The sequence below is a fragment of the Pedobacter hiemivivus genome (genome assembly GCF_005144565.1).
Lineage (GTDB): Bacteria > Bacteroidota > Bacteroidia > Sphingobacteriales > Sphingobacteriaceae > Pedobacter > Pedobacter hiemivivus.
This window is the reverse complement of sequence record NZ_SWDX01000005.1, coordinates 18,373-32,236: the sequence shown is the minus strand read 5'-3', so window position 1 is coordinate 32,236 and position 13,864 is coordinate 18,373. Positions and strand designations below refer to the sequence as shown.

Below are 13,864 nucleotides of genomic sequence, written 5' to 3'. Positions count from 1 at the left end.
TCTGTTATATTTTAAAATCAAACCATTTCTGATCCGATTGGCTCGAGGCCACTGTGTTTTCAATAAAAGCCATTCCTCTGATACCATCTTCTACATTCGGGAAATCGAGCATTGCTGCTGTCGGCGTTCCACCCTCTAGTTTTGTTCTCAAAGTCAGTACAAAGTTTCTGTAAATGTTTGCAAAAGCTTCAAGGTAACCTTCTGGGTGACCACCCGGTACACGGGTATTGTGTTTTGCAACATCGGATAAATAAGCCTGTCCAGCACGGTATATTTGTGCAGGCTGATCTAACCATTTAACGATTAAAGTGTTCGGTTCCATTTGGTGCCATTCCAGACCACCTTTTTCTCCGTACATCTTAATTTTTAAGGCGTTTTCTTCACCAGCCGCAATTTGCGAAGCTACCAAAACCCCGTTTGCTCCATTGTCAAATTTAAGCAGCACATTCCCATCATCATCTAAGCCTCTGCCCGGTACCACAATGTTAAGGTCGGCACAAAGTTTAGTAATTTTTAATCCAGAAATATACTCAGCCAATTGTGCAGCATGAGTACCTATATCACCCATGCAGCCACTTTTTCCGCTTTTGGCCGGGTCAGTACGCCATGCGGCACCAGCATTGCCCTCACGCTCAGTGAGTGTACTCAACCATCCTTGAGGATACTCGACCATGATCTTTCTGATGGCACCCAATTGGCCTTCAGCAACCATATGTCTGGCTTGCTTTACCATTGGATAGCCTGAGTAAGTATGTGTTAAGCATAAAATCAATCCTGTTTCCTTAACTTTTTGTTGCAATTGTTTAGCCTCATCCAGTGATAAAGCGATAGGCTTTTCAATCACCACATTAAAGCCATGATCAAGTGCCATCATTGCAGGCGCAAAATGCGCGAAGTTAGGCGTTACAATTGTTACAAAATCGATACGTTTATCCGCAGGTAATTTACTCTCCTGCGTAATCATCTCTTCATAATTTAAGTAAGTCCTGTCCTCAGGAAGGAACAGGATTTTACCCGATTCCATGGCTACTTCAGGGTTTATACTCAATGCACCACAGCAGAATTCAACCTGCCCGTCAATATTTGCAGCTATACGATGAACGGCGCCGATGAAAGCATCTTTACCGCCACCAATCATGCCCATTCTAATTTTTCTATTTTCCATTAAAGGTTACCTTTTTTTAATTCACTAACAGCAAAGTCACACGCTCTGGCCGTTAATGCCATATAAGTTAATGATGGGTTCTGACATGCGGCCGAGCCCATGCATGATCCATCGGTTACAAAAACATTTTTTACTTCGTGCATCTGGTTCCATTTGTTCAAAACCGATGTTTTAGGATCGTGGCCCATACGTGCTGTTCCCATTTCATGAATTGCCATACCTGGAGCAGAACCATTGTCAAACGTGGTAATGTCTTTAGCGCCAGATGCCTCCAGCATTTCTGCTGCATCATTCATCATGTCAACACGCATTTTGCGTTCATTATCTTTAAACTCGCAGTCAATAGCCAAAACAGGTTGTCCCCATTTGTCTTTCTTGCTTTTATCGATAAATACTTTGTTCTCAAAATAAGGTAGCGATTCACCGAATCCGCCTAAGCCCATATTCCAAGAACCAGGAACGGTCATTTGATCTTTAAAATCACCACCAAACGCCAATTCAGCAACATCGGCATGCCAGTTGCCACGACTTCCGCCACCTTGGTAACCAAAACCTCTTAAATAATCACGTTTATCACCACCCATGTTCTGGTACCTCGGAATGTAAATTCCATTGGCCCTTTTTCCGTAGGTGTATTTATCTTCAAAGCCTTCTATTCTGCCATTTGCACCCGCACGGAAATGGTGATCCATTAAATTATGTCCAAGTTGTCCACTGCCATTACCTAAACCGTTAGGATGCTCATCAGAAGTTGAGTTTAATAAAACGAAAGTTGTACCCAATGTTGATCCATTTACGAATACAATCTTTGCGAAGTATTCTGTAGTCTCCATTGTTTCCGAATCGATAACCACTACGCCTTTTGCTTTTTGGGTTTCTTTATCATAAATGATAGAGTTTACCAATGAGAACGGACGTAATGTTAAGTTCCCAGTGGCTACTGCTGCTGGTAGGGTAGATGATTGCGTGCTAAAATAAGCACCAAAAGGACATCCTCTGCTGCAAAGGTTGCGGTACTGACATTTACCACGTCCACCATGCTCGACCGTTAAGTTGGCTGTGCGACCAATGGTCATGATCCTTGATTTGTTCCACTTGGCTTCAATACGTTTCTTAACTTCCTTTTCCACGCAATTCATTTCCATAGGAGGGAGGAACTGTCCGTCTGGCAATGCTGGCCAGTTTTCAGCCTTTCCACTGATACCTGCAAATTTCTCTACATAATCGTACCAAGGAGCAATGTCTTTATATCGGATAGGCCAATCTACGCCATGTCCATCCTTTAAGTTATCCTCAAAATTCAAATCACTGAAACGGTAGCTTTGTCTACCCCACATTAATGATTTACCACCAACATGGAAGCCGCGGTACCAATCAAAACGCTTAACCTCAGTATAAGGACATTCTTCGTCATTTACCCAGAAGCTCTCATTAAATTCAGTATATGGATAATCTCTTTTTTGTACTGGATGGGTTTCTTTTTGTGCTTCGGTTAATTTACCCCTATGCTCAAATTCCCAAGGCTTTTTCATAGCCGTGGTATAGTCTTTTATATGTTCAACGTTTCTGCCTCTTTCCAGCAATAAAACTTTTAAACCTTTTTCAGTTAATTCTTTTGCTGCCCAGCCGCCACTAATTCCAGATCCTACAACAATTGCATCATAAGTGTTTTGTGCAGTTGCTTTAACATTTAAATTGCTCATTATTTAATTATATAAAAAGGTTTACGACCAAACTTTCTGACCAGGTTTTAAATCTACGCAACCATCGTAGCGGCCCGGAATTTCAACAAATGCATAAGCCTGAGTGGCTCCAACTTCTGATGTGAAATAACCCAGTAGGGTAAGGTCTCTGATGATGGAGAAGAAGCGTGGCTCCATTTTAGGTTTATCCTTAGGAAGGATAGAAATCGTGCCGGTGTTCTCCGTTTGAGATTTTGCTTTTTCAGGATCTGTTTTTTGTTTGTCCAGCTCTTCAAGCTTTTCCTTCTCTACTTTTGTTACGGCAACGGTTGCATCCCTAAGTTTACCTAGCAATTCCTGACGTTGGGCTACTGTTAATTCCAGAAAGGATTTTTTATACTCATCCTTCGCTTGCTTGTCCAGATCTTCTAGACCTTTAACAAAAGCTTGTTGTGCCTCATCCGGGTAGCAATCCTTTATCATCATTGCTATGAACGGTCCAACACCCGCCGCTTTTGCGCCAGGAGAACTCGTTGTAGGAATGATAATGTCTGCGACTTCAGTAATCAGTTTCTGCTGATCTTCTGTAAATAAACTGCCTTTTGCCTTAGTGGTTGGTGAATTGCAACCTTCCAGAAATACGCCAATTGTAGTTGCCGATAACGCGCCCCCCATTAAAAAGGCAACGTTTCTCACTGCTTCTCTTCTGTTCATATTTGGTTGTTATTGTGTGTTTAAACTGCGTTTTGTTTTGTAATATTAAGCAAAATAAAATAGTTAGTGTCATAAATACACCATAAAGTAAATATATAATGTTTTTGTTACTAAATCAACTTTTTAACAATTAGTTGTATGGAAGGATCTAAAAATAACCCAGCAATACCTTGTAAATAATCAACTATAAATTTTGGTTGCTACGAACATTTTTGAATAGGTTTGTTCATTTATTTACATTTGCCAAAATCCATAAATTATTTATGAGTGAAAAAATATTAGTATTAGGTTCTAATGGCCAGATCGGCACTGAACTAGTTACTGCCCTACGTAAAACCTATAGTGAAGATAATGTAATTGCGTGTGATATCCGCAGACCTGATTACGACATCAAAAATTCGGGACCTTTTGAGTTTGTAAACGTACTTGAAAAGGATACCTTAAACAACATCTTTCAAAAATATAAGCCAACACAGGTATACCTGCTGGCTGCATTATTGTCGGCCACAGGAGAGCAAAATCCAAAGCTGGCCTGGGACTTAAACATGAATGGTCTATTGAATATTCTAGACCTGGCCATTACTTATAAAACAGCAAAGGTTTACTGGCCTAGCTCTATTGCGGTATTTGGGCCAAATTCGCCTAAAGACCTTACTCCGCAGTTTTGCGTGATGGATCCAAACACAGTATATGGAGTAAGTAAACTTGCCGGTGAGCGTTGGTGCGAATACTACTTTAATAAGTATGGTTTGGATGTACGTAGTATCCGTTACCCCGGATTGATTAGCTGGAAAGCTGCCCCAGGTGGAGGTACAACTGATTACGCGATTCACATATTCCATGATGCATTGATGAAAGGTACCTATGCTTCTTTTTTAAATGCAGCAACAGAGTTGCCAATGATGTATATGGATGATGCGATAAGGGGAACAATTGAGTTAATGGACGCAGAGGCGAGTAAAATCTCTATCCGTTCTAGTTATAATTTTACAGGCGTAAGCTTTACACCTGAGATCCTTGCTGCTGAAATCAGAAAGCATATTCCAGAATTTACCTTAACTTACACCGATAATGATCCACGTCAGCAAATTGCAAATAGCTGGCCTCGATCTATAGATGATAGTTATGCAGCTAAAGATTGGGGCTGGAAACCAGAATTTGATTTAGCAAAGCTGACAACGGATATGTTAAAGAATTTAAAGAAATAAAATTCGTCCACCTCGTCATCCTGAATTTATTTCAGGATCTCGCAAGAGAAAGATAGCTTTGCAGGTGAGGGATCCTGAAATAAATTCAGGATGACGGGCAGGCAAGAGAACGGCCGATTAAAGCATTGGTGGCGACCAAAATAAACTAAAACAAGAAAATGGGAAGAGCATTTGAATTTAGAAAAGAAAGAAAATTTAAGCGTTGGGCCAAAATGGCCGTGCAGTTTACCAGGATAGGTAAAGAGATTGTAATGGCTGTAAAGGACGGAGGTCCGAGCCCTGATACCAATTCACGTTTACGTACGGCAATCCAGAATTCCAAGGCCGTAAATATGCCTAAGGATAGGGTAGATGCTGCGATTAAACGTGCTTCTAATAAAGATGAAAACGGATATGAAGAGTATGTATACGAAGGTTATGGACAGCATGGTGTAGCCGTGCTTATTGAAACTGCAACAGACAATACCAATAGAACTGTTGCTAACGTACGTAGTTACTTCAATAAAACTGGTGGTACTTTGGGTAAAACAGGATCATTGGATTTCATCTTTAACCGCAAGTCTATCTTCAGGTTTTTACCGGGAGAAAGAGATTTGGAAGAATTGGAGTTCGAATTGATCGATGCTGGTTTGGAAGATTTGTATTTAGAGGCTGATGAAGAAGGAAATGATATCGCAGTAGTACAAACTGCATTTGAAGATTTCGGAAAAATGCAAAAAGCATTAGAAGATCTTGGTGTAGAAATGAAAAGTGCTAAACTGGAACGCATCGCTCTATCACATACTGCTGTAACTGAAGAACAAGCAGCTGATGTGTTTAAATTAATTGATAAACTGGAAGAGGATGATGATGTTCAGGCCGTTTATCACAATATGGCAGAATAGTTTTACTAAAACTATTTGTGCTTAGAAAATAACCACGGCAATAATTCGGGCTCTGCAAAAGCAGAGTCCCAGCTGTTGTGGTCCACATAAGGGTATAGCGTTAACTTCATCGGGCTTCCTAACTCTCTTAATCGATCGGCTATTCTTGTCGAATTTATAACAGGAACCGTATGGTCTTGTTCTCCATGGAAAATCCATAGTGGTGTATTTTTATACTTTTGGACATTAGCCACATTGTCACCACCACAGATCGTAAATGCAGCAGCAAATAATTGAGGTTTGCGTCTCAGTAATTCGTATGTACCCATACCACCCATTGATAATCCTCCCGCATAGACCTGATTTTTATTTACATAAGGTTTATTGACGAAATTATCTATCAATCCTAATAAGGCCTGCATAGCTTTACTAGGTTGGCCCGCTTCCTGAAATAGGAATTCCCTATTACCTGCAGCATCTTGTTTAAAATCTACATTGGACCAAAAGCTGTCGGAACTGCATTGAGGGAATACAATAATCGCGGGAAACTGTTTTCTTACCTCTTCCTTTAAGAATAAGCTCCCCCCGTGCGTTAATTGACTCTGGTTATCATTACCTCTTTCTCCACTTCCATGTAACACAAATAGGATAGGATATTTTTTTGTACGTTCAAAATTTTCCGGAAACAGCACTCTGTAGCCAATACTGTCCTTTCCTTTTATAAAAGTGCCTTTCTCGTATTTTGCTAAATCTTGCGCTTTACTGTTTAAGCCAGCGGAGAGTAGGATTATCGAGAAGGTCAATTTGAGTTTGTTCATTTAACTAAATTATTGATTTGTACGGTATAAAAGAAATTTTATTCTGTGAACAACTAATAAAATTGAATTTTAATTGAGCTACTTTTTCAATCGTTCTGCTTGGAGTTTTAATAGTTCATCCGGGAATCCAACACGGCGCAAAGTCTTTTTTGAAGCTTCAACCTTTTTTACAAAATAAGGATCATGACTACGATCTTTCACTTTATCACTGAAAGTGATTTTTGAATTACTCAAAATAGATTTAGTTATTGCGCCTTTCATAATACTCCTTTCTTTAATTACAAATATACATTTTATTTACGCAAGCTTAAAAAAGCTTCGTAGTTGGTGTTTTTCTCAAATGAATGCCATTGTCTGTTTTTTAAACCATAAATAGTTAAAAATTCGCTTATGTCCTTCAAATTTAAAGCTATGGCCATTTGATACAATCTTGTTCTTACCGGAGTGCTTCCTTCAACATATATTAAAGCATTTGGTAAGTATTCAGTAAACTGGATAACAGTCTGTGCAACTGTTGCCAAAATCTTATCCCTGTCCTTATTATTTGATATTGAAAGATCATCTACATCTCCGTTAATATTCAAATCTCCGAAGCCTAAGTTGTAATATACAAAGCCATCAAGATTAACCATAGTATACTGTACTTCTTTTTTTATTCTACCATTGGGCCCTTCACTTTCAAATTCATATATCATACGATTTGTATTTGTCTGAATTTTATAATAGTCCCTATTCATATTTCAAAATTACAAAATAGAATTTACAATTTCTAATTAAGAAATATTTGTAATAATTAGTAATGTAATGGAGCTTGTTCCAATATACTGTATCATTATCGAATGAAATCCAGAAAAACTTAATTGAGCTCTTAAAAGCTATTGTATTTCAAAAAGCTTTTCCCTTCAGAGGCTTTGGCTTCAGATCCATTAAAATTTTGAATTTTCTTGCAATATTTTGCATAATTAAATCTGCAGTTAATTTTTTGGATAATTTTTTTATTTAAAGTTTTCTAGTAATCTTTGAATTGAGGTTATAGCCTTGTATATAAACCAAAATATCGCGCCAATGAACTAAAGAAATATAAACAACATATCAATTACTTCTTAAATGAGGTATTAATTCAAAGAGTCTCCTCTACCGAAGTTCTCACAACACAGGATCGAGACAATAGATTAATGCCCGTGACGAATATTGTTGTACCTTTGAAGGTGCACTGTAGCGTTGTGGGCTCTATTGTAAACCCGGGTCCAAGGTCGTGAGAAGCCAGGTAGGGCGGTATTTAGAGCTTGCTATAGTTGCACCTTCGTTTTAACCCCAATCTGTGGTTAAAACAGATCTCGAAGCTTCCTGCTCAAATCCCGTCCCCAGACTCCTATTATTAACTGTTTAACAAACAATAATATGGAACTCAACGACGACGAAAATAATGAAAGCCTTTATTTTATTCTGGAACCAAATGCCGAAACCGACATCCCTGTTCATGTAGTTTTTGATGATGCATTTGCAGCTAAAGCCTATTTCAACAGGTTTAGAACATTTAGTGATGCCCAGATTCTGGAATGCCGCCTAAACCCCGGTTTTTACACCGATATCACCAGAGACTGCTATTTTATCCAGCTAGAGAGAAATTCTGATGTATATGTGATTTCGCTGGCCAATGATCTCCAACGATCTGAACTGGCCATCAAGGAACATTATTTTTTTGAAGGAGACAAAATTTGCATTTATCTGATGGCTCCATGTGAAGAGGATGCTGTAATAGCGGCTCGCAAGATACGGGATAAGGCTATTGCAAACAGTGAATTTGTAAACAAGCCGAGCTTAGGACAAATTTTGGGAAGAGTGTAAGATGAACTTGTCCAGGTGTTACTATGAATAGCCAATGAGAAGGGGATGAGTAGGGAATGAGTAGGGGGTTGCTTTACCCCTGCGTTACCCTTCCTTTACCTTTGCGTTACCCTTGCTTTACCCCTAGGGTATAGCAACCCTAACCCAACCCTAAAGCAAAGGTACAGCAATACGCTACTCATTCCCTACTCATCCCCTAGTTACTCCCTACTCATAGTAATACCTGACAGATGGTTCTATACTGATTATTCGATGATTTAGCCTAGCTCAAATGAAAGGTTACTCCTAAGAGTAACCTGGAATCATAAAGGTGCCAAAACAAATTTCGCTTCTATAACATCTCTGGAATTGCCCCCGACATAGATCTTGAAATCCCCAGGCTCAGCAATAAACTTTAAAGCCGTATTGTAGAATTTCAAATCTTCTTCAGTGATTTTAAAACTTACTGTTTTACTTTCTCCCGGTTTTAAAATGATTTTTTGAAACCCTTTCAACTCTTTAACTGGGCGGGTAGAGCTGCCTACAAGGTCCTGAATATATAATTGTACCACCTCTTTGCCTTCAACGGTTCCTGTATTTTTTACCTCGATACTGGCCGTAATCGATTCGCCAGCCTTAAAGCTGTTTTTGTTAAGTTTTAAATTGGTGTAAGCAAAAGTAGTGTAGCTTAATCCATAACCGAAAGGATAAAGTGGATCATTGCTTACATCGAGGTAATTGGAACGGAATTTACTAAACCATTTGCCTTCTGCTAGTGGCCTACCTGTATTTTTGTGTGCATAATATAGCGGAACCTGACCTACATTTTGAGGAAAGGTTGCAGTCAGTTTTCCAGATGGATTTACTGCGCCAAACAAAACATCAGGAATGGCATTCGCTGCTTCAGTACCACCAAACCAAACATTTAAAATGGCTGGTACATTTTCATTTTCCCATTTCAAAGCCAATGGTCTACCGGTAAATAAGACCAATACTACTGGTTTACCTGTTTTAAGTAAAGCCTGTAACAAACGTTTTTGTACCTCAGGGATTTCTATATCTGTTCTACTAGAGGCTTCGCCACTCATCTCGGAACTTTCGCCTAATGCTGCCACCACTACATCAGCTTGCTGAGCTAGCTTTACAGCTTCAGCGATAACTTCTGCTTCGGGACGGTTATCGCGTGGAATATCACGGCCAAACATAGTTCCTCTTTCCTGATATTGAGCATCGGCAAGTAAATTAGAACCAAGACTGTGTAAGATTTTAACTTCAGTACCTGCTGCGGTCTGCATTCCTTGTAAAAGAGATTTAGTGTTGGCCAAATCACTGTTTACACTCCAGGTACCGGGCATATTGGCACCGGTATTTGCTAGAGGTCCTATTAAAGCAATAGTACCTGTTTTTTTCAAAGGCAGGGTGTGCCGATCATTTTTTAAGAGCACAAAAGATTCGCTAGCTGCTTTGCGGGCAAAAGCGAGATGTTCTGGTTTTAGTATTTCTGTTTTTGCTCGCTCTTCATTACAATAACGGAAAGGATCGTCAAACAAACCAAGTTTGTATTTGGCTTCCAGTACAAGACGACAAGCAGCATCAATCCTTTGTTGTTTTACCTTGCCTTGTTGAACTGATTTTTTAAGCGTCGTTAAAAAGCCTTCACCAACCATATCCATATCTACACCTGCGTTTAAAGATAATGCGGAAACAGTTTGAAGATCACCTAAACCATGGTCTATCAATTCGTTTACGGCCGTGTAATCGGTAACGACCATACCTTTAAAACCCCACTGCCTGCGCAATAGATCTGTCATTAGCCATTTGTTAGCAGTTGCCGGAACACCGTTGATGTCATTAAAAGAAGTCATGATGCTGCCTGCACCTGCATCAAGGGCAGCTTTGTAAGGCGGTAAATACTCATTGTACATTCTATCCAGACTCATGTCTGTGGTATTGTAATCCCTTCCAGCCTCTGCAGCGCCATACAAAGCAAAGTGTTTTACACAAGCCATCATGGTATTATATTTCGACAGGTCGTCGCCCTGGTAACCTCTAACCATTGCTTTTGCAATTTCTGAACCCAAAAAAGTATCTTCTCCCGAACCCTCAGAGATACGGCCCCAACGGGGATCTCTGGAAATATCTACCATAGGAGAGAAGGTCCAGTTTAAACCATCGGCAGTGGCTTCAATGGCTGCAATACGGGCTGTTTTTTCTATCAAGGTCATATCCCAACTGCAAGATAGCGCAAGTGGAATAGGGAAGGTAGTTTTATAACCATGAATTACATCCTGACCAAATATAATGGGTATTTTAAGACGAGTCTGCTGAACAGCAATTTCTTGTGCCTTACGGATGCGGGCAGGAGTAGTTAAGCTAAAAATGCCACCTACTTGTCCATTTTTTATCTTGCTTTCCACATCTGTACTTACAACCGATCCTGTGGTTGCCTCACCGCCTGTTAGTAAATTCAGTTGTCCTATTTTTTCATCTAATGTCATTTTAGACATCAGGTTGTTGATGAAGGTATCCATTTTTTTGTTGGCCGAAGGAGCTGCTTTTTTCTGTTGCCCAAAACTGGTATTAACGACCAGGAGCAAGGATAGGGAAAGTAAGGATAGGAATTTCATTGTGTGTATTTGTTTGTGTTGTTGTATTGTTTTACTGAGGGGCTAAGGCCGGACTTGTAAAACCCAGTTTGTTTAAGCCTTTTTGTATTTCCGGACTGCTCATAAAGAGTTTCCACAGCAGACCACTGCGATAGTTTTCGATCATCACAATAATAGGTCCCTGATCTATGGCCAGATGTGATTTTGCATACCAGTTGTGTTGTTCGCTAAAGGCATCAACAAAGCCATATTCACTCCATATCTTGCCACCCAGGTCTTCATAAAAATGCCTCAATGCCTGCATTGAATATTCGGGGGTATAAGGGAAGGCAGATAGCGCTGCGGTAGGCGTAATTACGCCCAGGTCTTCATTGGGCGAGTGGGCTGCGTAACCCTGCCAGCTATCGCTAGCTGTTAGTCCCCAGCTGTTTGTTCCGTAGCCTTTGTATTGTTTAGGGTTCGCAAGGCAGTAAGCCCTGTTTACCAACGTATGATTCTTGTTTTGTTCCCAGTAATCTGCATATCTGTCTTTTAAGCCCCTTGGGTCTAATCCTAAAAAGGAATAATGGGAAAAGAATAGCGGACCGCCATTGTCAAAGCCGAGTGGGAGCTTATGCCCATAAAATTCTTTACCATTCAAAAAGAAATTGCTTTGTGCCCAACCCCTGTTATAAACAGCAGCCGATACCGGATATCTTGTTGCAGAAGCTGCGAGTACGTAAGTAATGAGACATTCATTGTATCCCCTCAGTGGAAAATTCATTGCCCAGCCATTGTTGGGACTCCAGTGCCAGTAAAGTACTTCTTCTCCTCCTTTAGTAAACCAATCCCATTCTACTTCATCCCAGAGCCAGGTTATGCGATTCCTCAATTCATTTTCTACTTGGTTATCTGCATTAAAGTATTGCTTGGCGGTTAGTAAGCCCTGGAATAGAAAAGAGGACTCGACTAGGTCGGCTCCATCGTCTTTGCGGCTAAATGGAATGGTTTTACCTGTTGTACCATTGAGCCAATGTGGGAACACACCATGATAAGCATCGGCTTTAGCTAAAAACTTAACCATTTTTAACAGATAAGCAGATGCGCTATCGCGATTGATCCATTTTCGATCGGTAGCCACGATAGTTGCCATAATTCCAAACCCTGTGCCGCCTGTGGTTACCACTTCATCTCCATAGCCAAAAGCAACATTACTACGTTCACGGGCCATGCCACTAACCGGATGACCAAAGTTCCAGAAATACCTAAAGGTTTGTTTTTGCACAAGATCCAATAGCTGTTCATCACTTAATCCCTTCTGGATTTTTAATTGTGAAGGAATGTTTTTTGTATTCTTTTTTTGTGCCTCCACAGGATGGGGAGCTATTGTTGAACAGGAGGTCAGTACCAAAAAAAGTACCTTAAAAAGTCTGCCTTTTACCATAATTATTATTGCTAAAAAAGGCTGCTGACCAAAATCAGCAGCCTACAATTCATTTGTTTCTTAGAATCCTGGGTTTTGAGTAAGGACCCCGCCACTAAGGTCAATTTCAGTCTGTGGAATTGGCCATACCTCATTACGACCTGCTTTCCATCCTTTAGGACCAAAAACTTCAGTTCCACGTCCTTGACGAATTACGTCGAAATAGCGATCAAACTCCATTGCAAATTCAACACGTCTTTCTCTGTAAATTGCTTTTCTCATTTCAACCTGATCGGTTGTAGTTACCTTAGGTAGGATGGCAGTATTGCCTTCACGTGCCCTTAGTCTAACCTGTTCCAAAGAAGAGATCGCCTGACCACTATTGTTCAGTTCATTGGCGGCCTCAGCATTCATCAGCAATACATCAGAATAGCGAAGCATACGTACATTTTGTTGTGCACCTTCGTTAAAGTTTGGTACAAACAAGGAGAAAGGGACATATGATTTCTGGTTGTACATTGGGTTGTCTCCTGTTGCTGGGATAAAGTCGCCAGACGGAGTAGTTTCGCCTCTGAAAATGATGGTCGCATCCCTTCTTGGGTCTCCGGTCTCATAAGCTGCTGCAAGATTGGCCGAAGGAACGTTAAAGCCCCATCCACCACCAGTAATGCCGCGTACACCTTGTACCTGAGAATATTGGGAGTTAGATGCATCTTTATTATTTGGCAATAATGCACACTGGATTTCAAAAATAGATTCTACGCTATTTTCATTTTCTATCCTAAACACCTTTTCGTAGTTGGGAAGTAAGGAATAACCCATACCCATTACCGTATTAGTGTAAGTCATTACATCGGTCCACTTTTTAAGATACATGGCAACTTTGGCGTGCAAGGTTAATGCTGCGCCTTTTGTTGCACGGCCGATATCTGTTGTTGCAGTATAAGATGCTGGCAATACAACTGCCGCCTCATTCAGGTCTTTCTCAATCTGTGCATATACCTCAGCAACAGAGGCTCTAGGAAGGTTATAGTCTGTATTTGCATCTTTAGGAACATGTAAGCGAAGCGGAACTCCGCCAAAAGCGCGTACAAGTCTGAAATAAGAAAAGGCGCGTACAAATTTAGCTTCGGCCAAATACCTTGCTTTCAGATTCTCATCCATGGTTATGCCTGGAATATTATCCAGTACCTGGTTGGTATAATTGATATTCCGGTATTGTCCGTTCCAGAAGCCTGAGATATTTCCTTGATCTGGATCGATCGTAAACTGATCAAATTGTAAAAAGAAACTGGCATCAGATGCTGTACTTCCTTTGTCTGCATCATCAGATCCTGTACTTTCGATAGCGATGGCTGGAAATGCAGTGTTTTCCCAGGAACGTAGGTTCCCATAAATAGCGTTTACTCCAGCTGTGGCATCATCCGCCGTTTTCCAGAAGATCGTACTTTGTTGCTTGCCTTGTTCAGGAACATCCAGGAAACCTTTGTTGCAGGAAGGCAGGATGCCAATGCTAAGGGCTAAACCAATACCCAAAGCTGCTGTTTTATATAGATTATTATATTGTTTCATGATATTG

Annotated in this window: 12 protein-coding genes; 3 read left to right on the top strand and 9 right to left on the bottom strand. The window is 40.3% G+C overall.

What is annotated here, in order from left to right; translation table 11 throughout:
- Positions 1-4: 4 nt before the first annotated feature.
- The 3 genes from FBD94_RS13380 to FBD94_RS13370 are packed head-to-tail and all read right to left on the bottom strand — an operon-like array spanning position 5 to position 3,561.
- Positions 5-1,165, bottom strand: a complete 1,161-nt coding sequence (locus FBD94_RS13380) for a Gfo/Idh/MocA family protein (RefSeq protein WP_136880543.1) — start codon at positions 1,163-1,165, stop codon at positions 5-7.
- Positions 1,165-2,868: a GMC oxidoreductase gene (locus FBD94_RS13375; RefSeq protein ID WP_136880542.1), complete on the bottom strand. Its 1,704-nt coding sequence runs from the start codon at positions 2,866-2,868 to the stop codon at positions 1,165-1,167. Before FBD94_RS13375 ends, FBD94_RS13380 begins: the two co-directional genes overlap by 1 nt.
- A gap of 21 nt (positions 2,869-2,889) precedes the next feature.
- Positions 2,890-3,561 (bottom strand): gluconate 2-dehydrogenase subunit 3 family protein, encoded by a 672-nt coding sequence (locus FBD94_RS13370; RefSeq protein ID WP_136880541.1) that lies wholly within the window; start codon positions 3,559-3,561, stop codon positions 2,890-2,892.
- 263 nt (positions 3,562-3,824) lie between these two features.
- On the opposite strand from FBD94_RS13370, the gene FBD94_RS13365 reads away from it, so the two are divergent.
- Both FBD94_RS13365 and FBD94_RS13360 read left to right on the top strand, forming a co-directional pair.
- Positions 3,825-4,769 carry an NAD-dependent epimerase/dehydratase family protein gene (locus FBD94_RS13365; RefSeq protein ID WP_131611353.1) on the top strand — a complete coding sequence of 315 codons (945 nt, stop codon included), beginning with the start codon at positions 3,825-3,827 and terminating at the stop codon, positions 4,767-4,769.
- 158 nt (positions 4,770-4,927) lie between these two features.
- Positions 4,928-5,653 (top strand): YebC/PmpR family DNA-binding transcriptional regulator, encoded by a 726-nt coding sequence (locus FBD94_RS13360; protein WP_131611351.1) that lies wholly within the window; start codon positions 4,928-4,930, stop codon positions 5,651-5,653.
- Positions 5,654-5,664: 11 nt separating this feature from the next.
- Here FBD94_RS13360 and FBD94_RS13355 read toward each other — a convergent pair whose 3' ends face one another.
- The 3 genes from FBD94_RS13355 to FBD94_RS13345 all read right to left on the bottom strand — a co-directional run bounded on the left by FBD94_RS13355 (position 5,665) and on the right by FBD94_RS13345 (position 7,187).
- On the bottom strand, positions 5,665-6,450 hold the full coding sequence (locus FBD94_RS13355; protein WP_136880540.1) for a carboxylesterase family protein: 786 nt from the start codon (positions 6,448-6,450) through the stop codon (positions 5,665-5,667).
- Between the two features lie 78 nt (positions 6,451-6,528).
- A complete protein-coding gene (locus FBD94_RS13350) occupies positions 6,529-6,711 on the bottom strand; it encodes a hypothetical protein (RefSeq protein WP_136880539.1) in 183 nt (60 codons plus the stop codon).
- A gap of 32 nt (positions 6,712-6,743) precedes the next feature.
- A complete protein-coding gene (locus tag FBD94_RS13345; RefSeq protein WP_136880538.1) occupies positions 6,744-7,187 on the bottom strand; it encodes a DUF6934 family protein in 444 nt (147 codons plus the stop codon).
- Between the two features lie 664 nt (positions 7,188-7,851).
- Between FBD94_RS13345 and FBD94_RS13340 the strand changes: the two genes are divergently transcribed.
- Positions 7,852-8,298: a hypothetical protein gene (locus tag FBD94_RS13340; RefSeq protein WP_136880537.1), complete on the top strand. Its 447-nt coding sequence runs from the start codon at positions 7,852-7,854 to the stop codon at positions 8,296-8,298.
- Positions 8,299-8,600: 302 nt separating this feature from the next.
- Here FBD94_RS13340 and bglX read toward each other — a convergent pair whose 3' ends face one another.
- The 3 genes from bglX to FBD94_RS13325 are packed head-to-tail and all read right to left on the bottom strand — an operon-like array spanning position 8,601 to position 13,857.
- Complete coding sequence (gene bglX / locus FBD94_RS13335; protein WP_136880536.1) at positions 8,601-10,904, bottom strand: beta-glucosidase BglX; 2,304 nt, start codon at positions 10,902-10,904, stop codon at positions 8,601-8,603.
- Between the two features lie 31 nt (positions 10,905-10,935).
- On the bottom strand, positions 10,936-12,306 hold the full coding sequence (locus FBD94_RS13330; protein WP_136880535.1) for a glucoamylase family protein: 1,371 nt from the start codon (positions 12,304-12,306) through the stop codon (positions 10,936-10,938).
- Positions 12,307-12,366: 60 nt separating this feature from the next.
- Complete coding sequence (locus tag FBD94_RS13325) at positions 12,367-13,857, bottom strand: RagB/SusD family nutrient uptake outer membrane protein (protein ID WP_136880534.1); 1,491 nt, start codon at positions 13,855-13,857, stop codon at positions 12,367-12,369.
- Positions 13,858-13,864 lie beyond the last annotated feature (7 nt).